The sequence below is a fragment of the Kaistia sp. UC242_56 genome (assembly GCF_044452255.1).
Taxonomy (GTDB): domain Bacteria; phylum Pseudomonadota; class Alphaproteobacteria; order Rhizobiales; family Kaistiaceae; genus Kaistia; species Kaistia defluvii_A.
Window position 1 is genome coordinate 85184 of the sequence record NZ_JBIOAN010000002.1, and the last position, 17591, is coordinate 102774.

Genomic DNA, 17591 nt, shown 5'->3' on the forward strand with positions numbered 1-17591 from the left:
ATCGATCAGGTGTTCATCTGATCGAAGAAATCGGAGTTGTGTTTCGTCTGCTTGAGCTTGTCGAGCAGGAACTCGATCGCGTCGACCGTGCCCATCGGCATGAGGATGCGGCGCAGCACATACATCTTCTTGAGCACGTCCGGCGGAACCAGCAGCTCTTCCTTGCGCGTGCCCGACCGGGTGATGTCGATCGCCGGGAAGGTCCGCTTGTCGGCCACCTTGCGGTCCAGGATGATTTCCGAGTTACCGGTGCCCTTGAACTCTTCGAAGATGACTTCGTCCATGCGGCTGCCGGTATCAATCAACGCCGTCGCGATGATGGTCAGCGAGCCGCCTTCCTCGATATTGCGGGCGGCGCCGAAGAAGCGCTTCGGCCGCTGCAGCGCGTTGGCGTCGACACCACCGGTCAAGACCTTGCCGGAGGACGGCACGACGGTGTTGTAGGCGCGGCCGAGGCGGGTGATCGAATCCAGCAGAATGACGACGTCGCGGCCATGTTCGACCAGGCGCTTGGCCTTTTCGATGACCATCTCGGCGACGGCGACGTGGCGGGTGGCCGGCTCATCGAAAGTCGAGGAAATGACTTCGCCCTTCACCGAACGCTGCATGTCCGTGACTTCTTCCGGACGCTCATCGATCAGCAGGACGATGAGATAGCACTCGGGATGATTTTCGGCGATCGAATGGGCGATGTTCTGCAGGAACACCGTCTTACCGGTGCGCGGCGGCGCGGTGACGAGCGCGCGCTGGCCCTTGCCGAGCGGCGCGACCAGATCGATGATCCGGGGCGTCATGTCCTTGCCGTGCTGAACCTCGAGCTCCATCTTGAAGCGCTCGTTCGGGTAGAGCGGCGTCAGATTGTCGAAGTGAACCTTGTGGCGCGCCTTGTCCGGGTCCTCGAAATTGATCGTCGAGACCTTGAGCAGGGCGAAATAGCGCTCGCCATCCTTGGGACTGCGGATATAGCCCTCGACCGTATCGCCGGTCCGCAGCGAAAAGCGGCGGATCTGCGAGGGAGAGACATAGATATCGTCGGGTCCGGCGAGATAGTTGGCGTCGGGCGAGCGCAGGAAGCCGAAGCCGTCCTGCAGCACTTCGACAACGCCCTGCCCGACGATCTCGACGTCGTTGTCGGCCAGCTGCTTCAGGATCGCGAACATCAGCTCCTGCTTGCGCAGGGTGCTCGCATTCTCGACCTCAAGTTCCTCGGCGAAGGCCAGCAGCTCCGTCGGGGACTTCGCCTTGAGGTCCTGTAGTTTCATTTCACGCATGGGTTTTGTGAATCTCGTTGGGATTCAGGAAAGGATGGATCGAAGAGTATCGAAAAAGGGGATTGGCAGAACTTCAGCCTGGCGGGAGCTATGCCCGCCGGCGCGATGCTTCGGTCGTCCCTGGCAGGTCAACCGGCATCCGTCTGCTTCGACAAGATGGCGCACCATAATCGCTCGCCGGTTCCACGGCAAGCGGCAGAAACGTCGCAATTTCGCAGAAATCTAGAACGGCTTGACCACGACCAGGATGACGATCAGCATCATCAGTACCGTCGGAATCTCGTTGGCGAGGCGATAGGCCCGCTCCGAACGGGTGTTCCGATCGGCGGCGAAGGCCTTGCGGCACGACGCAAGCCACATGTGGAAAGCCGACATGACGATGACAAGCACGAACTTCGCCATGAACCAGGGCTGCTGTTCCCAGCCGCCGAGCCGCACGATGGTGAGGCCGGTGATCCAGGTCAGGATCATCGCCGGATTCATGATCAGTCGCAGCAGCTTGGCTTCCATCACCTTGAACGTCTCGGACTTGTCGGAGCCGACCGCCGCGCCGGTGTGATAGACGAAAAGGCGCGGCAGATAGAAGATCCCCGCCATCCATGCAATCACCGAGATAACGTGCAGCGCCTTGATCCAATCGTAATAGGCCATGTGCTTTCCCTGCCCTAGCGTCGCACGCGTTCAACGAGACGCTCGACATGCTCGATCGGCGTTTGTGGCACGATTCCGTGACCAAGATTGAAAATCAGTCGCGCGCCACGCATCGCCTCGAGAATTTCATCGACGGCATCGTCGAGCCGGGTTCCGCCGGCAACCAGGACCATCGGATCCAGATTGCCCTGGATGGCCGCGCGATCGGCGATTTCCTGGCGGACGGTTACCAGCGGCACGGTCCAGTCGACGCCGACCGCGTTGACCCCCGTGGTTTCGACGAACGAGACGAGACCGCGATCCGCGCCCTTGGGAAACCCAATGAAGCGCGCATCCGGGATTTCGGCGCGAACGCCGGCCACGATCCGGGCGATCGGTCCGGCCGACCAGCGCTCGAAGCCGGCCGGCGAAAGCACACGCGACCAGCTGTCGAAAATTTGCACCGCATCAGCGCCGGCGCGAAGCTGCGCCACCAGATAGACGATCGACGCCTGCACCAGCTTGTCGATCAGCCGGTCCAGCGCCTGCGGATCGCGTGCCGCCAGAAGACGAGAGGGTGCCTGATCCGGAGTCCCCTTGCCGGCGATCATGTAGGTCGCAACTGTCCAGGGAGCCCCGCAGAAGCCGATCAGGGCCTTGTCCGGAGCCAGCTCAAGGCGAACCGCACTGACGGTCTCCAGCACGGGCGCCAGTCGTTCGAGGACGGCATGGGTCGTCAGCTGCTCGATATCGGCGACATCGATGGGATCCAGGCGCGGGCCCTCGCCTTCGACGAAGCGGACATCGCGACCGAGCGCATGCGGGATCACGAGAATGTCGGAGAACAGGATCGCCGCATCGAAGCCGAAGCGGCGGATCGGCTGCAGCGTGACTTCCGTCGCCAGCTCCGGCGTGTAGCAGAGATCGAGGAAGGATCCGGCCTTGGTCCGCAGCGCACGATATTCCGGCAGATAGCGCCCTGCTTGCCGCATCAGCCACATGGGCGGCTGGGCAATGGCCTCGCCATCCAGCACGCGCAGCAAGCGCGCCTTCGTCATCAATGCCGTCGAACTGTTCTGCACCACCATCACCAAAGAAAGAGATCTATCTGTAGTTTCTTCTTTTTTTAGACGGTGGATTACCGTCATTCAGCGCTGTCCACAATGCGACCGAGACGCCGGCTGCAAACAGGTCCAATTCCAGCCGGCTGTGAATCCATTTGGGGAGCAAGCGCGATTGTTTCGCACTATCTCCTTGAGTCATTTTCGATTTTTTCGATGCCTACAATTTTCGCTATCTGGATTCGGCTGTTCATATGTCGTTAAGGTATTGGTTAATAACTTCTTAACGCGCAATTCCCTCGACAGCCCTGAATCTTTGTCCCCAGGCCCAGCCGCTGTTGATGATTTTCCGGCCATCGGGGAAAAGACGGGCGTGCGAGACCGGACCGGGAGTTTATCCCCGTTCTGTCCACAGCCCTGGGGATTACAGTGTGAAGAACGAGGCCCGACACCTGCACCTTCATCTGATTTCAGATGCCACGGGCGAGACGTTGCTGACCGTGGGTAGGGCTGCTTCGGCGCAGTATCCCGGCGTGGAAGTGATCGAACACATGCATTCCATGGTTCGCGCGCCGAAACAGATCGAAAGGCTGGTTGCCGAAATCGGGCAGGAACCCGGCATCGTCCTGTTCACGCTCGTGGACCGATCGATGGCGACCATGCTGGAGCAGGGCTGCCGCGACATTGGCGTGCCGTGCTTCTCCGTGCTGGATCCGGTGCTTCAGGTATTCCAGTCCTATCTCGGCGCACCCAGCCAGGGTCGGGTCGGCGCGCAGCACTCGCTGGATGGCGATTATTTCCGCCGCATCGAGGCCCTCACCTTCACCATGATGCATGATGATGGCCAGTTGCCGGAGGATCTCGACCTCGCCGAGATCGTCATCATCGGGGTCAGCCGCACCTCGAAGACGCCGACCAGCATCTACCTGGCCAATCGCGGCGTGCGCACCGCCAACATCCCAATCGTTCCGGGCATCGGCCTGCCCGTCGAGCTGGAATCGGCCACCCGACCGCTGATCGTCGCTCTGGTGGCGACGCCGGACCGCATCGTGCAGATGCGCGAGAACCGCGTGCTTTCCAATTCGAGCTTTGGCGAGGATGATCCCTATGTCGACCGCGCCGCCGTTGCCAACGAGATCGCCGCGACGCGCAAGATCTGCGCCCGCAATGGCTGGCCGGTTATCGACGTGACGCGCCGGTCGATCGAGGAAACCGCCGCCGCCATTCTCGCTCTGCGCAGCAAGCAGGGCACTACCGGCAAGCTTGGCAAGGATGTCGTGGGCCGGGACGAGCCCGCATGATGAAGCTGATCCTCGCTTCGACCAGCGCGACCCGCCTCGCGCTGCTCCGAAATGCCGGTATTCCCTTCGAAGCGGTGTCACCGGGTATCGATGAACGCGCGCTGGAAGCGCCGCTGCTCGCAGCCGGCGCGTCGCCAACCGAGATCGCGCTGGCTCTGGCGCGCGCCAAGGCTTTGGCGATCGATGGCCCCGGCGCGCTCGTGCTGGGCGGTGACCAGGTTCTCGATCTCGATGGCGAGCGTTTCGTCAAGCCGGCCGATCGCGCCGACGCCGCGCGCCAGATCGCCAGGCTTGCCGGCAAAACGCACCGGTTGCGGACAGCCGTCGTTCTGGCTGCCGACGGCGAGATCATCTGGGAACTCGTCACCACGGCCAGCCTCACGATGCGGCCGCTCGATGAAGGGCAAATTGAGCGCTATCTCGACGCGGCCGGAGATTCGGCTCTGTGGTCCGTCGGCGCATATCTGCTCGAGGGTGTCGGAATCCAGTTGTTCTCCGCCATCGAGGGCGATTATTTCAGCATTCTCGGCCTGCCGCTGCTGCCGCTTCTCGAAATCCTGCGCCAGCGCGGCGTCCTTCCGTCCTGACGAGGCGCCATGACCCCTTCTTCGCTCCAGGCTTCTGCCGTGCCGACCGCCTGCGTCATCGGCTGGCCGGTCAAGCATTCGCGTTCGCCGATCATCCATCGCCATTGGCTCGCGGAGCTTGGCCTCACGGGCGACTATGTTCGCCATCCGGTTGAGCCGGAACATGCCGCGGATTTTTTCGCGAATTTCGCCGGCGGCCCGTTCATCGGCTGCAACGTCACCGTCCCGCACAAGGAAGTGGCCTTCGCCTCGGTTGCGCATGCCGATGCCGTCGCCACTGCGTTGGGCGCGGTCAACACGGTGTGGCTCGAAGACGGCCGATTGATGGGCTCCAACACCGACGCCGAGGGCTTCATTGCCAATCTCGATCAGCTGGCGCAGGGCTTCGATGCCAATCCGGGCGCGGCGATCGTGCTGGGCGCGGGCGGTGCCGCGAGGGCCGTGATCTGGGCCCTGCAGGCGCGCGGCTTTGCGCCGATCCATGTCGTCAACCGCACTCGCGACCGCGCCGAGGCGATGGCCGAGCGTTTCGGTCCGGATATCCGGCCGGCCGGCTGGAACGACCTCCCTGCCCTGCTGCCGCAAGCGGGATTGCTGGTGAACACCACCTCGCTCGGCATGGAAGGCCAGCCGCCGCTGACCATCGACCTCGCAGCGGCGCGCGATGACGTGCTCGTCACCGATATCGTCTACATCCCGCTCGAAACGCCGCTGCTGAAGGCGGCGCGGTCGCGCGGGCTCCAGACGGTCGACGGTCTCGGCATGCTGCTGCACCAGGCGGTTCCGGGCTTTGAACGCTGGTTCGGCCCCCGGCCGGTCGTCACGCCCGAGCTGCGCCGCCTGATCCTGGCCGATATGGGCATCGTCGAAGCGGGTGCGGCAGCGTGATCGTCATCGGCGTCACCGGATCGATCGGCATGGGCAAGTCGACCACAGCCCGGCTGTTCGCCGCGCATGGCGCGGTCCTGCATGATGCCGACGCGGTCGTGCATGCGCTCTATCGCGGCGCCGCCGTGCCGCGGGTCGCCGAACGGTTTCCCGATGCGATTCTGGACGACACGATCGACCGTGGCAGGCTGTCGAACCTGCTGGCCGCCGATCCGACCGGCCTCGCGGCGCTGGAGGCGATCGTGCATCCGATGGTGCAGGCCGTCGAAGCGGAGCGGATGGAAGCGGCGCGTCGCGAGGGGCGGGCGATGTTCGTCGTCGACGTGCCGCTGCTGCTCGAGACCGGGGCCGAACGGCGCGTCGACGTGGTCGTCGTCGCCAGCGCCCCGGCCGAGATCCAGGCGGCGCGGGTGCTGGAGCGTCCCGGCATGACGCCGGCGCGGCTCGAGGCGATCCTCGCGCGGCAGATGCCGGATGCGGAAAAGCGGCGGCGCGCGCATTTCATCGTCGATACCGGCGGCAGCAAGGAAGCGGCGGCGCATGCCGTGGCCGACATCGTGCGGGCGCTGGCGGCGAAGGCCGCGACCTGACGTCTCCGGTCGCGAAATTCTTGCGCCGCCAGCCTGCACCGCGATAAAAGCGGATCGAACGGGAGCAGATCTTTGCGCGAAATCGTCTTCGATACGGAAACGACCGGACTTGAGCCCCTGAAGGGCGACCGGCTGGTGGAAATCGGCGCGGTCGAGCTGTTCAACCATCTGCCGACCGGCCGCCACTATCACGTCTACATCAATCCCGAACGCGCAATGCCGGACGAGGCGTTTCGCGTGCACGGGCTCTCGACCGAGTTTCTCGCCGACAAGCCGCTGTTCAGCGCCGTCGTCGACGAATTCCTCGACTTCATCGGCGACGCGACCCTTATCGCCCACAACGCCAATTTCGACATCGGCTTCCTGAACGCCGAGTTTGCCCGGCTCGGCAAGCCGCCGATTCCGCCGGACCGGGTGATCGACACGCTCGCCCTGGCACGGCGCAAGCATCCCAAGGCCGCCAATACGCTCGACGCGCTCTGCTCGCGCTACGGCGTCGATACCAGCTCGCGCACCGTGCATGGCGGTCTCATCGACTCCGTGCTGCTGGCCGATGTCTATCTCGAACTGATCGGCGGGCGGCAGCCGGATCTCGTGCTGGTTCCGGATACGGTCGCCGAGGTGAATGACGATGGCGGCTTGATCATCGTATCGGCGCCGCAGCAGCGCCCGGTGCCGCGCCTGTTCCGCGTCACGCCGGAAGAGCAGGCCGCGCATCGCGCCTTCATCGGCAAGATGGGCGAGAGCGCGCTCTGGAACGCTTATCTGCCGCAAGAGGCCGAGCCGGCCTGAATTCGGCTCGCGAGCTAGCGCCCAATAAAAAAGCTCCTGAACCACCGGTTCAGGAGCTTTTTTCATGCAAGCTTTCGCGGAGGCGATCAGCTCGGACGCGAACCCTGCTGGGCGGCGGCCATTTCCATCAGGCGCTGACGGTAGAGCTGGGTGAAATCGACGGGATCGACCAGCAGCGGCGGGAAGCCGCCATTGCGGGTCATGTCGGCCAGGATCTGGCGCGCGAAGGGGAACAGCAGGCGCGGGCATTCGATCATCAGGATCGGCGCCAGGTTTTCCTGCGGCACGTTCGAGACGCGGAAGACGCCGGCATAGACCAGCTCGGCGACGAACAGGGTCTGGTCACCGTCCGTGGCGCGGCCTTCCAGGCGCAGCTCGATCTCGTAGTCGTCGCCTTCCAGCGGATTGGCGCCGACATTGATGCCGATGTTGATCTGCGGCGCGGCACGGCGCGGACCCAGCGAGCGCGGCGCGCCGGGGTTTTCGAAGGACAAATCCTTCACATATTGCAACAGGATCGAAAGGTTCGGCTGGGCGAGCTGACCCGCGCCGTTTTCGTTGTCATCGGCCATGAAGGCGGCTCCCCTGGAACAATCGGCCGAATGGCCTGATCTTAACAAGTGGGCTCGCTAACACTTCCGTCTCGGTGATACAAGCGGCTGTACCAAGCTCGTCGGAGACATGCGCGCGCCACGGATGGCATTGTGTCCTTGACGGACTTGGATCGACGCCCAACGATTACCACATTGGGTCTATGATCGCTCGAACGTGCGCAATCGGCCTCATGGACACCCCAGAATAGGACAGGACGCCTTCGGCATGAACGGCTTCGTCGATATCTATACGCTGATCTTCCTCGTCCTCGCGGTGGTGATCTTCTTCAAGCTGCGCGGCGTGCTCGGTCAGCGTACCGGCAATGAGCGTCCCCCCTTTGATCCGTTCACCCGCCGCAAGGCGGATGAGCCGGAAGCGGCGAATGATGGCAAGGTCGTCACCCTGCCCCGCCGCCCCAGTGAGGATGTCTCGGCCGCGACGATTGCCGCCCAGGATGTCGACCACCGCATCTCGGCCGTCGCGACCCCCGGCACGCCGCTTGCCGCCGCCGTCGGCGAGATCATGGCGGCCGATCGCAGCTTTGACCCGCAGCAGTTCATCGACGGCGCGCGCACCGCCTATGAGATGATTGTCACGTCCTTCGCCAAGGGCGACCAGAAGGCCTTGAAGCCGCTGCTCGGCCGTGAAGTGTTCGACGGCTTTTCCAGCGCCATCACTGAACGCGAAGCGCGCGGCGAGACGGTCGAGTTCAACTTCGTCGGCTTCGAGAAGGTCGAGATGGTTGATGCGGCCCTGAAGGGCGGCAATGCCCAGGTCTCCGTCAAGTTCGTCTCCAAGCTGATCTCGGCGACGCGCGACAAGGCCGGCGAGATCGTCGACGGCGATCCCGTGCATATCGCCGATGTCACGGACATCTGGACCTTTGCGCGCGATGTCTCCTCCCGCGATCCGAACTGGTTGCTCGTCGCCACCGAAACCGTTGAATGACCGGGAAAATCGCTCGTGTCGACGGATGGAAACGCCCGGCCTGTGCCCGTGCCGTTCGGCGCGCTTGATGGCTGGCATGACGATGATCATGCCGAGGCTTGGCGCGCCTATCGTCTGAGCGCCGTCTACGCCGCCGAACACGAACCGAAGACCCGCGCGCTTGGCATAGACGGGGCCGACCTCGCCCGCATCGCCCGGATCGCCGCCGCCCTGCCGGCTGAACTCGGTCGCGACGAGGCCAGGGCGTTCTTCGAGACGCATTTCCAGCCGATGAAGGTTGTCGCCGAACCGGCGCGCGGCTTTTTCACGGGCTTCTACGAGCCGGAAGTCGCCGCGTCGCGAACCCGGACGGATGGCTTCACCGTGCCGCTCCTGGCGCCGCCGGCCGAACTGGTGGAAGTCGACGAGCACAATCCGCCACCCGGTCTTGAGCCTGGCATGCGTTTCGCCCGCCGGACGGAGGGCGGATTCGAACCGTTCTTCGACCGGGGCGAGATTGACCGCGGCGCGCTGGACGGGCGCGGGCTGGAACTCGCTTTTCTCGCCGATCGCGTCGATGCGCTGTTCGTGCACATCCAGGGGGCGGCGCGCCTGCGCCTGCCGGATGGCGAGATGCTGCGTGTCACCTACGCCGCGAAGTCGGGCCATGCCTATACATCGGTCGGCAAGGTGCTGCTCGACCGGCAGGCGCTGCCCAAGGGCGGCGTCAGCATGCAGTCGATCCGCGCCTGGCTCGCCGATCACCCCGTGCAGGCCTCCGAGATGATCTGGCAGAATCGCTCCTACATCTTCTTCCGCGAAGCGGCGGTGCAGGATTCGACGCTGGGTCCGATCGCCGCCGCCAAGGTGCCGCTGACGGCCGGGCGCAGCCTTGCCGTCGACCGCACGCTGCACACGTTTCACGCGCCGGTCTGGATCGACACGGTGCTGCCGCAGGCCGAGGGGGGCGGTGCCTTCCGTCGCCTGATGATGGCGCAGGATACCGGCTCGGCCATTCTCGGTCCGGCGCGAGGGGATATCTTCTTCGGCTCGGGCGATGAAGCCGGCCGGATCGCGGGGCGCATGCAGGCTGCCGGCGGCTTTGTCGTCCTGGCGCCGCGGAGCGCTCCATGACGCGCCGCAAGCGAAGCCTTTCCGGCGAGGAACGGACGCTCTGGGCCACCGTCGCGCGCACCGTAGCGCCCCTGCGGCCGGAAGATACCATTCCGCCACCACCGCCGCCGGTGGTCGAGACGCCACCCTCTGTCTCCGTTGCTGCAAAAGGGACGGGGACGCCTGCCAAGACCGGCAAGCTGGGCAAGGCCGTGCCACCCCCGCCTCCGCCGCTGCACCCGATCGAGCGCCGCACGCTGACCCGTGTCGCGCGCGGCACCATCGAGATCGACGGCCGCATCGACCTGCATGGCCTCACTCAGCTCGACGCGCACGATCGGCTGCGGGGCTTCCTGCATGATGCCCAGTCGCGCGGTTCCAAGCTGGTGATCGTGATTACCGGCAAGGGCAAGGTCGGCGCCGAGGATCCCTATGGCATGAACGAGCGCGGCATCCTGCGGCGTCGCGTGCCGCAATGGCTGGCGGAGCCTGGGCTGCGCAACATCGTCATCGGCTTCGAGGAGGCGCATCGCAGCCATGGCGGCGGCGGCGCGCTCTATGTCCGGATCCGCAAGAAGCGGACGGTGCACAAGGCGGGCGGGGCGTGACCCCATTCGGCCAGCGTCTGCGCGCGATGCGCGACGAGCGCGGCCTGTCGCTGAAGACGATGGCCGAGGCCCTGGGGGTTTCCAGTTCCTATCTCTCGGCCCTGGAGCACGGCCGGCGCGGCAGTCCGAGCTGGTTCATGGTCCAGCGCATCATCGCCTATTTCAACGTGATCTGGGACGAGGCCGAGGAGCTGCAGCGGCTGGCCGAAACCTCGCATCCGCGCGTCATCGTCGACACGGCCGGCCTCGATCCGGCGGCGACCGAGCTGGCGCATCTGCTGGCGGCGAAGATCGGCGGTCTCAGCGCCAAATCCCTGAGGGATCTCAAGAAAGCGGTTCGCGACGCGGCGGCTCGCGATCATGTCGACGGCGCCTGAGCGCCGGTCAGAGCAGCTTGCGCAGATCGTCGATCCGGTCGTTCACCAGCCAGCCATAGTAGTTTTCCTGCGGCATGGCGTTCTTGTTGCGCTTGCGCTCGGCGGCGAGCATGCGGGCGCGCACTTTGACGTCGCCGACATTGTACAGCGTCGAGGTGATGCCGGGATTGTTGGAAATGTCGACGCCGGCCGTGTCGCGATAGACATCGATCGACAGGCGGATGATCGCCGCCATGTAGTCGAGCGACATGTTGGGATCCATGATCGCCTGGTAGAGCTGCGGCGCGCGCTCCGCGTCGAGCAGGGGCAGGCCGCTCTTGCGGTGCACGATGTCGGTCACCGTCAGCGCGGTCAGCGGATTGATCTGGCCGAGGCCGAAGGTCTGACCGGCATAGAGTGGCTGGAAGAAAACCTTCGAAAAGCGGTCGCGCGGGAACGACTTGCCGTCGACCTTCTTGCCGCGGAAGTCCTTGTCCCAGACGTCTTCGCGGCAGGTCCACAGGTCATAGGCGGATTTGAGCCCGTCACAGGCGTCGAACTGCGGCCGCGATACGAACTGGCTGACGGATTCACCCTGATAGCCGAAGGCGAGGTCGGTGGTGCCGAGATAGGCCAGCGCCTTGACGTAGTAGGACTGGGCGCTGTCGAGGCCGCCGACATTGTAGGTGTGCTCGCCGACAATCGCGCCGATCAGGTGCACCGGGTCGACGCCATAGGTGGCGGCGGCGCGCTTGATCGACCGCATCAGGCTCTTGTCGCGCTTCAGCAGCGCATAGATGCGATTGTACTTGGCCTCGAAGCTCTCGCGGGTTTCGCCGGCGCGCTTGATCGAGCTCATGTCGATCGCCGGCTGTTCCTTCGACCGGTTGCCCGGCGGCACGGCGACGAGCGCCCAGGCGGGCAGGATCGTCGCAACGACGATGGAAGCAAGCAGGGCACTGCGCAGAAGACGCATGGGGGATCCGTCGCTCGGTCGAGGGAATGACCGCACCCGTCACGGATCGGCCGATCCGCGCCTTATAGCATCGGAAAACCGGGCTCGAAAACGGCATCCCTGCCACAGTGGCCGGATAAAGCCCTCCAATGGCAAACCGGCCCCGCCGACGTCAGGTCGAGGGGGCCGGTCAGGCTTGTCAGGGCAGGGCGATCAGAGGATGTAGCGCGACAGGTCGATGTTGCGCGAGAGATCGCCGATATGCGCCTCGATATAGGCAGCGTCGATGGTCACCGTCTCGCCGGAGCGATCGGGGGCCGCGAAGCTGATGTCGTCGAGGATCCGCTCCATCACGGTCTGCAGCCGGCGCGCGCCGATGTTCTCGACCGAGCTGTTGACCTCGACGGCGATGCGGGCGATCGCGTCGATGCCGTCCTCGGCGATGACCAGGTTGACGCCTTCGGTCTGCATCAGCGCGACATACTGCTTGATCAGGCTCGATTCCGGCTCCGTCAGGATCTGGCGGAAATCGGACTGGGTCAGGGCCTGGAGCTCGACGCGGATCGGCAGGCGGCCCTGCAATTCCGGCAGCAGGTCTGATGGCTTGGCGATGTGGAAGGCGCCGGACGCGATGAACAGGATATGGTCCGTCTTCACCGGCCCGTATTTGGTCGCGACCGTCGTGCCCTCGATCAGCGGCAGCAGGTCGCGCTGCACGCCTTCGCGCGAGACGTCGCCGGAGCGGCCTTCGCGGGCGCAGATCTTGTCGATCTCGTCCAGGAAGACGATGCCGTCATTCTCGACGACGCTGATCGCCTCGGCCGTCAGCGCGTCGTCGTCGAGAAGCTTGTCGGATTCCTCGTCGATCAGCACCTTGTAGCTGTCCTTGACCGTGACGCGACGCGTCTTGGTCTTGCCGCCAAAGGCCTTGCCGAGCATGTCGCCGATGTTCATCACGCCGATCGAGGCGCCGGGCATGCCGGGAACGTCGAACTGCGGCATGCCGCCCGACTGGTCGCGCACCTGGATCTCGATCTCCTTGTCGTCCAGCTCGTTGGCGCGCAGCTTCTTGCGGAAGCTTTCGCGCGTCGCGGGGCTGGCCGATTCACCGACGAGGGCGTTCAGTACGCGCTCCTCGGCCGAAAGGTGGGCCTTGGCCTCGACATCCTTGCGCTTCTTCTCGCGGGTCAGGCCGATGCCGATCTCGACAAGGTCGCGGATGATCTGCTCGACGTCGCGGCCGACATAGCCGACTTCGGTGAACTTGGTCGCCTCGACCTTGAGGAAGGGCGCGCCGGCGAGCTTGGCCAAGCGGCGCGAGATCTCCGTCTTGCCGACGCCGGTCGGCCCGATCATCAGGATGTTCTTCGGCAGAACCTCTTCGCGCATCGTGCCTTCGAGCTGCTGGCGGCGCCAGCGGTTGCGCAGGGCGATGGCGACGGCGCGCTTGGCGTCGTTCTGGCCAATGATGTAGCGGTCGAGCTCGGAGACGATCTCGCGGGGAGAGAAATTGGTCATGAGGTTTCCTGTCCGCCCTAGGCTGCGTCGAGCTGCTCGAGCGTGACACTGGTGTTGGTGTAGACGCAGATGTCGGCGGCGATCGCCATCGCCTTGCGGGCGATCTGTTCGGCGGTCAAATCGCTGTCCATCAGGGCGCGGGCGGCGGCGAGCGCGTAATTGCCGCCGGAACCGATGCCCATCACGCCGCCTTCGGGCTCCAGCACGTCGCCATTGCCGGTGAGGACCAGGCTGGTGGTCTTGTCGGCGACCAGCATCATCGCCTCGAGATGGCGCAGATAGCGGTCGGTGCGCCAGTCCTTGGCGAGTTCGACGCAGGCGCGCGTCAGTTGTCCGGGATATTGCTCAAGCTTGGCTTCCAGCCGCTCGAACAGGGTGAAGGCGTCGGCGGTCGAGCCGGCGAAACCGGCGATGACGCCGCCCTTGCCGAGCGGGCGAACCTTGCGGGCGGTGTGCTTGATCACCGTCTGGCCGAGCGACACCTGGCCGTCGCCGGCGATGACCACCTTGTCGCCCTTGCGAACGGTGATGATCGTCGTCCCGTGCCAAGCCGCATAGGGGCTGTCATTCTGGGAATGTGTCATGATCTGCTTTCGTGGCGGATCGCCTTGGTCCCTGAGGCCCCGCGGCGATCCCTGTTTGGCTAGAGCGTCATATGTAGGCGCGCCGCCCGGCGATGCAAAGGCTTGCTCAACCTTATGGCGTTACAAGGAAACGCCTGATAAAAGCCGGCTGTCCTGGGCTAAATTGGGCCGAGCGGGACTAAGAAGGAAAGCAGATATGCGTAGCGCCACGATCGAGCGCAAGACGAAGGAAACCGAGATCGCGGTGACGCTGGATCTCGACGGCACCGGCCGCGCCGACATCGCCACGGGCGTCGGTTTCTTCGACCATATGCTCGATCAACTGGCCCGCCATGGCCTGATGGACCTGACCATCCGGTGCAAGGGCGACCTGCATATCGACCAGCATCACACGGTGGAGGATGTCGGCATCGCCATCGGCCAGGCGCTCAAGAAGGCGCTGGGCGAGATGCGCGGCATCACGCGCTATGCCGACACGCACCTCGCCATGGACGAAGCGCTGACCCGCTGCGCCATCGACGTTTCCGGCCGGCCCTACCTGGTCTGGAAGGTCGAGTTCTCGCGCGACAAGGTCGGCGATTTCGACACCGAGCTGTTCAAGGAATTCTTCCAGGCCTTCGCCCAGAACGCCGGCATCACGCTGCACATCGAAAATCTCTATGGTGACAACAACCACCATATTGCCGAGACCTGCTTCAAGGCGGTCGCGCGGACGCTTCGGGTGGCCGCGTCGATCGACCCGCGCCAGGCCGATCGCGTGCCGTCGACCAAGGGCAAGCTGGGCGACTGAGAGGGCGTCATGACGACCTATACCGTTCACGCACCGCCTGTTTCCGCGACCGGCGGAGCGAGCGAGGCCGACCGGATGATCTTCGTCAAGGACAGCTTCTGCTGGCCCGCCTTGATCATCCCGGTGATCTGGATGCTGTATCGCCGCATGTGGATCGTGCTCTGCTTCTATGCCCTGTTTGCGGTCGCGATCGAGCTCGCCGGCCGCTTTCTCGGCGCGCCCACGGCGACCGCGCTCGGCATTCTCGGCGCGCTCTATCTCGGCGTCGAAGGCAACACGTTGCGGCGCTGGACGCTGGCGCGGCGCGGCTTTGCCGAGCGCGCCGTCGTCGACGGCCGTTCGATCGCGGAGGCGGAGATCCGCTTCTTCCATCGTCCGGCAAGTGCGGCGTCCGAGGTTGACAAGGCCGCTGCCGGCGCGGCCGCGGGCCCTGCCGCACGACCCAGTTTTTCGACCGACATTGTCGGCCTCTTTCCGACCCCGGGAACGACCCGATGACCATTGCCATCATTGACTACGGCGCCGGCAATCTTCGCTCGGCCGCCAAGGCGCTGGAGCTTGCCGCTTCGCGCAACGGCTCGACGGCGCCCGTCGTCGTCACCGCCGATCCGGAGGTCGTTGCCAAGGCCGATCACATCGTGCTGCCCGGCGACGGCGCCTTTGCCGATTGCCGCACCAGCCTCGACAGCGTCGACGGCATGATCGAGGCGATCAACGAGGCGATCGACGCGCGCGGCCGGCCGTTCCTTGGCATCTGCGTCGGCATGCAGCTGCTCGCCACGCGCGGCATCGAATATGGCGTGACCAAGGGCCTTGGCCGCATCCAGGGCGAGGTCCGCCGCATCGAGCCGAGCGATCCGCGTCTGAAGATCCCGCATATGGGCTGGAACACGCTCAATGCCTCCGGTCCGCACCCGCTGCTCGACGGCATCGCGCTGGGCGACGATGGTTGGCACGCCTATTTCCTGCATGGCTACCAGTTCTATGCCGAGCACGCCGGCGACGTCGTGGCGACGGCCGATTATGGCGGTCCGATCACCGCGATCGTCACCACCGGCAACATCGCCGGCACGCAGTTTCATCCCGAGAAGAGCCAGAAGCTCGGTCTCGCCCTTCTCGCCAACTTCCTGAAGTGGAAGCCCTGATGATCCTTTTCCCGGCCATCGATTTGAAGGACGGCGCCTGTGTCCGCCTGAAGCTCGGCGACATGGAGCAGGCGACGGTGTTCAACACCGATCCCGCCGCCCAGGCGCATGAATTCGAGACGCAGGGTTTTGAATATCTGCACGTCGTCGACCTGAACGGTGCCTTTGCCGGCCAGCCGGTCAATGGCGCGGCGGTCGAGGCGATCCTGAAGACCGTGAAGATGCCGGTCCAGCTCGGTGGCGGCATCCGCGACCGCGCCGGCGTCGAAGCCTGGCTCGACAAGGGCATTGCCCGCGTCATTCTCGGCACCATCGCGGTGCGCGATCCCGACCTCGTCCGCGAGGCCTGCAAGGCCCATCCGGGCCAGGTCGCCGTCGGCATCGACGCGCGCGGAGGCAAGGTCGCGGTCGAGGGCTGGGCCGAGACCTCAGAGCTGACCACCATCGAACTGGCGCGCCGGTTCGAGGATGCCGGCGTCGCGGCGATCGTCTTCACCGACATCGATCGCGACGGCGTGCTGAAGGGTCTCAACATCGAATCGACCCTGGCGCTCGCCCGCGCCGTCGAGATCCCAGTGATCGCCTCTGGCGGCCTCGCCTCGCTCGACGACGTCAAGCGGCTGCTGCAGCCCGATTGCGCCATCCTCGAAGGCGCAATCTCCGGCCGCGCGCTCTATGATGGCCGGCTCGACCCGGCCGAGGCGCTGAAGCTGATCCGCGAAGCGCGGGAGAATGCCTGATGCTGAAGACCCGCATCATTCCCTGCCTCGACGTGCATGACGGCCGAGTCGTCAAGGGCGTGCAGTTCGTCGACCTGATCGACGCCGGCGACCCCGTCGAGGCGGCAAAAGCCTATGACGCGGCCGGCGCCGACGAGCTCTGCTTCCTCGACATCACCGCGACGCACGAAAACCGCGGCACCATCCTCGATGTCGTGGCGCGCACGGCGGAAGCCTGCTTCATGCCGGTGACGGTCGGCGGCGGCGTCCGCGCGGTGGAAGACATCCGCGCCCTGATGCTGGCCGGCGCCGACAAGGTGGCGATCAACTCCGCCGCCGTGACGGACCGCATGATCGTCGCCCGCGCGGCGGAAAAGTTCGGCGCCCAGGCGATCGTCGTCGCCATCGACGCCAAGCAGACCAAGCGGCGCGGCATGAGCGGCGATCATCACGACCGCTGGGAGATCTTCACCCATGGCGGCCGCAAGGCAACCGGCATCGACGCGATCGAATATGCGATCGAGGTCGCGGCGCTCGGCGCCGGCGAGATCCTTCTGACCTCGATGGACCGCGACGGCACGCGCGACGGCTTCGACCTCGCGCTCACCCGCGCCATCGCCGATGCGGTGCCGATCCCAGTGATCGCATCGGGCGGCGTCGGCGCGCTCGATCATTTCGTCGATGGCGTGATCGAGGGCCATGCCAGCGCGGTGCTGGCGGCATCCGTGTTCCACTTCGGCCAGTTCACCATTGGCGAGGTCAAGACCCATATGGCGGCGGCTGGCATTCCCGTCCGGCTCGACGGCTGAGGAGGGCAGGGCATGTCCGATTTCACGCTTTCCGATCTCGCCGCCATCGTCCGCGATCGCGCCCATTCCGGCGATCCCGGCTCCTACACGGCCAAGCTGGTGGCCAAGGGGCCGTCGCGCTGTGCCAAGAAGTTCGGCGAGGAGGCGGTCGAGGCCGTCATCGCCGCGACCGAGCGCAACCCGGCCGAACTGACGGCGGAGGCGGCCGACGTGCTCTATCATCTGCTGGTCATGCTGGAAGCCTCCGCCGTGCCGCTCGACGCGGTCATGGCGGAGCTCGAAGGCCGCACCCGGCAGACCGGGCTGCAGGAAAAGGCGTCGCGGCCGGCGGAGTGATCCGCGGCCCGGGAGAA

General features: G+C 65.2%; 22 protein-coding genes. 15 read left to right on the forward strand and 7 right to left on the reverse strand.

Annotated elements, in window-relative coordinates; all coding sequences use genetic code 11:
- Positions 1–5: 5 nt before the first annotated feature.
- The 3 genes from rho to hemE form a co-directional block, all read right to left on the reverse strand.
- Positions 6–1271 carry a transcription termination factor Rho gene (gene rho, locus ACHMWQ_RS03145; protein WP_354552940.1) on the reverse strand — a complete coding sequence of 422 codons (1266 nt, stop codon included), beginning with the start codon at positions 1269–1271 and terminating at the stop codon, positions 6–8.
- 222 nt (positions 1272–1493) lie between these two features.
- The gene (hemJ, locus tag ACHMWQ_RS03150) at positions 1494–1922 is read right to left on the reverse strand and encodes a protoporphyrinogen oxidase HemJ (RefSeq protein ID WP_396306369.1); all 429 of its coding nucleotides are present in this window, start codon (positions 1920–1922) and stop codon (positions 1494–1496) included.
- 14 nt (positions 1923–1936) lie between these two features.
- The gene (hemE, locus tag ACHMWQ_RS03155; RefSeq protein WP_396306370.1) at positions 1937–2959 is read right to left on the reverse strand and encodes a uroporphyrinogen decarboxylase; all 1023 of its coding nucleotides are present in this window, start codon (positions 2957–2959) and stop codon (positions 1937–1939) included.
- Positions 2960–3393: 434 nt separating this feature from the next.
- Here hemE and ACHMWQ_RS03160 point away from each other — a divergent pair, with 434 nt between their 5' ends.
- The 5 genes from ACHMWQ_RS03160 to dnaQ all read left to right on the forward strand — a co-directional run bounded on the left by ACHMWQ_RS03160 (position 3394) and on the right by dnaQ (position 7120).
- Positions 3394–4263 (forward strand): pyruvate, water dikinase regulatory protein, encoded by an 870-nt coding sequence (locus ACHMWQ_RS03160; protein ID WP_396306371.1) that lies wholly within the window; start codon positions 3394–3396, stop codon positions 4261–4263.
- Positions 4263–4850: a Maf family protein gene (locus tag ACHMWQ_RS03165; protein WP_396309375.1), complete on the forward strand. Its 588-nt coding sequence runs from the start codon at positions 4263–4265 to the stop codon at positions 4848–4850. Before ACHMWQ_RS03160 ends, ACHMWQ_RS03165 begins: the two co-directional genes overlap by 1 nt.
- A gap of 9 nt (positions 4851–4859) precedes the next feature.
- The gene (locus ACHMWQ_RS03170; RefSeq protein WP_396306372.1) at positions 4860–5738 is read left to right on the forward strand and encodes a shikimate dehydrogenase; all 879 of its coding nucleotides are present in this window, start codon (positions 4860–4862) and stop codon (positions 5736–5738) included.
- Positions 5735–6328 carry a dephospho-CoA kinase gene (gene coaE / locus ACHMWQ_RS03175; RefSeq protein WP_396306373.1) on the forward strand — a complete coding sequence of 198 codons (594 nt, stop codon included), beginning with the start codon at positions 5735–5737 and terminating at the stop codon, positions 6326–6328. Before ACHMWQ_RS03170 ends, coaE begins: the two co-directional genes overlap by 4 nt.
- A 72-nt stretch (positions 6329–6400) precedes the next feature.
- Positions 6401–7120 carry a DNA polymerase III subunit epsilon gene (gene dnaQ / locus ACHMWQ_RS03180; protein ID WP_396306374.1) on the forward strand — a complete coding sequence of 240 codons (720 nt, stop codon included), beginning with the start codon at positions 6401–6403 and terminating at the stop codon, positions 7118–7120.
- Positions 7121–7206: 86 nt separating this feature from the next.
- Here the strand turns inward: dnaQ and secB are convergent, their stop codons facing one another.
- Complete coding sequence (gene secB, locus ACHMWQ_RS03185; RefSeq protein ID WP_266333873.1) at positions 7207–7692, reverse strand: protein-export chaperone SecB; 486 nt, start codon at positions 7690–7692, stop codon at positions 7207–7209.
- A 247-nt stretch (positions 7693–7939) separates the two neighbouring features.
- Here secB and ACHMWQ_RS03190 point away from each other — a divergent pair, with 247 nt between their 5' ends.
- The 4 genes from ACHMWQ_RS03190 to ACHMWQ_RS03205 are packed head-to-tail and all read left to right on the forward strand — an operon-like array spanning position 7940 to position 10739.
- Positions 7940–8662 (forward strand): Tim44/TimA family putative adaptor protein, encoded by a 723-nt coding sequence (locus ACHMWQ_RS03190; RefSeq protein WP_396306375.1) that lies wholly within the window; start codon positions 7940–7942, stop codon positions 8660–8662.
- Between the two features lie 15 nt (positions 8663–8677).
- The gene (locus tag ACHMWQ_RS03195) at positions 8678–9775 is read left to right on the forward strand and encodes a murein transglycosylase A (protein WP_396306376.1); all 1098 of its coding nucleotides are present in this window, start codon (positions 8678–8680) and stop codon (positions 9773–9775) included.
- Complete coding sequence (locus ACHMWQ_RS03200; RefSeq protein ID WP_396306377.1) at positions 9772–10362, forward strand: Smr/MutS family protein; 591 nt, start codon at positions 9772–9774, stop codon at positions 10360–10362. Before ACHMWQ_RS03195 ends, ACHMWQ_RS03200 begins: the two co-directional genes overlap by 4 nt.
- Positions 10359–10739, forward strand: a complete 381-nt coding sequence (locus tag ACHMWQ_RS03205) for a helix-turn-helix domain-containing protein (protein ID WP_354552960.1) — start codon at positions 10359–10361, stop codon at positions 10737–10739. The genes ACHMWQ_RS03200 and ACHMWQ_RS03205 overlap by 4 nt, the downstream gene beginning before the upstream one ends.
- Before the next feature lie 7 nt (positions 10740–10746).
- On the opposite strand, the gene ACHMWQ_RS03210 is transcribed toward ACHMWQ_RS03205, so the two are convergent.
- The 3 genes from ACHMWQ_RS03210 to hslV form a co-directional block, all read right to left on the reverse strand.
- Positions 10747–11694, reverse strand: a complete 948-nt coding sequence (locus ACHMWQ_RS03210) for a DUF1402 family protein (RefSeq protein WP_396306378.1) — start codon at positions 11692–11694, stop codon at positions 10747–10749.
- A gap of 192 nt (positions 11695–11886) precedes the next feature.
- Positions 11887–13191 (reverse strand): ATP-dependent protease ATPase subunit HslU, encoded by a 1305-nt coding sequence (gene hslU / locus ACHMWQ_RS03215; protein WP_354552963.1) that lies wholly within the window; start codon positions 13189–13191, stop codon positions 11887–11889.
- Positions 13192–13208: 17 nt separating this feature from the next.
- Positions 13209–13775, reverse strand: coding sequence for an ATP-dependent protease subunit HslV (hslV, locus tag ACHMWQ_RS03220; protein WP_354552965.1), 567 nt, complete (start codon positions 13773–13775; stop codon positions 13209–13211).
- A 196-nt stretch (positions 13776–13971) separates the two neighbouring features.
- Between hslV and hisB the strand changes: the two genes are divergently transcribed.
- From hisB to ACHMWQ_RS03250, 6 genes are read left to right on the forward strand one after another with little or no spacing between them, the layout of a single operon-like run.
- Positions 13972–14565 (forward strand): imidazoleglycerol-phosphate dehydratase HisB, encoded by a 594-nt coding sequence (gene hisB, locus ACHMWQ_RS03225; protein WP_266346186.1) that lies wholly within the window; start codon positions 13972–13974, stop codon positions 14563–14565.
- Between the two features lie 9 nt (positions 14566–14574).
- A complete protein-coding gene (locus ACHMWQ_RS03230) occupies positions 14575–15063 on the forward strand; it encodes a DUF2628 domain-containing protein (protein WP_396306379.1) in 489 nt (162 codons plus the stop codon).
- Positions 15060–15710: an imidazole glycerol phosphate synthase subunit HisH gene (hisH, locus tag ACHMWQ_RS03235; RefSeq protein ID WP_396306380.1), complete on the forward strand. Its 651-nt coding sequence runs from the start codon at positions 15060–15062 to the stop codon at positions 15708–15710. The genes ACHMWQ_RS03230 and hisH overlap by 4 nt, the downstream gene beginning before the upstream one ends.
- Positions 15710–16450 (forward strand): 1-(5-phosphoribosyl)-5-[(5-phosphoribosylamino)methylideneamino]imidazole-4-carboxamide isomerase, encoded by a 741-nt coding sequence (gene hisA, locus ACHMWQ_RS03240; RefSeq protein WP_396306381.1) that lies wholly within the window; start codon positions 15710–15712, stop codon positions 16448–16450. The genes hisH and hisA overlap by 1 nt, the downstream gene beginning before the upstream one ends.
- Positions 16450–17238 (forward strand): imidazole glycerol phosphate synthase subunit HisF, encoded by a 789-nt coding sequence (gene hisF / locus ACHMWQ_RS03245; RefSeq protein ID WP_354552972.1) that lies wholly within the window; start codon positions 16450–16452, stop codon positions 17236–17238. The genes hisA and hisF overlap by 1 nt, the downstream gene beginning before the upstream one ends.
- A 12-nt stretch (positions 17239–17250) precedes the next feature.
- Positions 17251–17574: a phosphoribosyl-ATP diphosphatase gene (locus ACHMWQ_RS03250; RefSeq protein WP_354552974.1), complete on the forward strand. Its 324-nt coding sequence runs from the start codon at positions 17251–17253 to the stop codon at positions 17572–17574.
- Positions 17575–17591 lie beyond the last annotated feature (17 nt).

Coding starts and splice junctions, on each gene's coding strand:
- ACHMWQ_RS03230 (WP_396306379.1), top strand. CDS start 14,575: ATGACGACCTATACCGTTCACGCACCGCCTGTTTCCGCGACCGGCGGA.
- secB (WP_266333873.1), bottom strand. CDS start 7,692: ATGGCCGATGACAACGAAAACGGCGCGGGTCAGCTCGCCCAGCCGAAC.
- ACHMWQ_RS03210 (WP_396306378.1), bottom strand. CDS start 11,694: ATGCGTCTTCTGCGCAGTGCCCTGCTTGCTTCCATCGTCGTTGCGACG.
- ACHMWQ_RS03200 (WP_396306377.1), top strand. CDS start 9,772: ATGACGCGCCGCAAGCGAAGCCTTTCCGGCGAGGAACGGACGCTCTGG.
- hemJ (WP_396306369.1), bottom strand. CDS start 1,922: ATGGCCTATTACGATTGGATCAAGGCGCTGCACGTTATCTCGGTGATT.
- ACHMWQ_RS03190 (WP_396306375.1), top strand. CDS start 7,940: ATGAACGGCTTCGTCGATATCTATACGCTGATCTTCCTCGTCCTCGCG.
- hslV (WP_354552965.1), bottom strand. CDS start 13,775: ATGACACATTCCCAGAATGACAGCCCCTATGCGGCTTGGCACGGGACG.
- hisF (WP_354552972.1), top strand. CDS start 16,450: ATGCTGAAGACCCGCATCATTCCCTGCCTCGACGTGCATGACGGCCGA.
- ACHMWQ_RS03165 (WP_396309375.1), top strand. CDS start 4,263: ATGAAGCTGATCCTCGCTTCGACCAGCGCGACCCGCCTCGCGCTGCTC.
- hslU (WP_354552963.1), bottom strand. CDS start 13,191: ATGACCAATTTCTCTCCCCGCGAGATCGTCTCCGAGCTCGACCGCTAC.
- hisB (WP_266346186.1), top strand. CDS start 13,972: ATGCGTAGCGCCACGATCGAGCGCAAGACGAAGGAAACCGAGATCGCG.
- ACHMWQ_RS03250 (WP_354552974.1), top strand. CDS start 17,251: ATGTCCGATTTCACGCTTTCCGATCTCGCCGCCATCGTCCGCGATCGC.
- ACHMWQ_RS03170 (WP_396306372.1), top strand. CDS start 4,860: ATGACCCCTTCTTCGCTCCAGGCTTCTGCCGTGCCGACCGCCTGCGTC.
- hisA (WP_396306381.1), top strand. CDS start 15,710: ATGATCCTTTTCCCGGCCATCGATTTGAAGGACGGCGCCTGTGTCCGC.
- rho (WP_354552940.1), bottom strand. CDS start 1,271: ATGCGTGAAATGAAACTACAGGACCTCAAGGCGAAGTCCCCGACGGAG.
- hisH (WP_396306380.1), top strand. CDS start 15,060: ATGACCATTGCCATCATTGACTACGGCGCCGGCAATCTTCGCTCGGCC.
- hemE (WP_396306370.1), bottom strand. CDS start 2,959: ATGACGAAGGCGCGCTTGCTGCGCGTGCTGGATGGCGAGGCCATTGCC.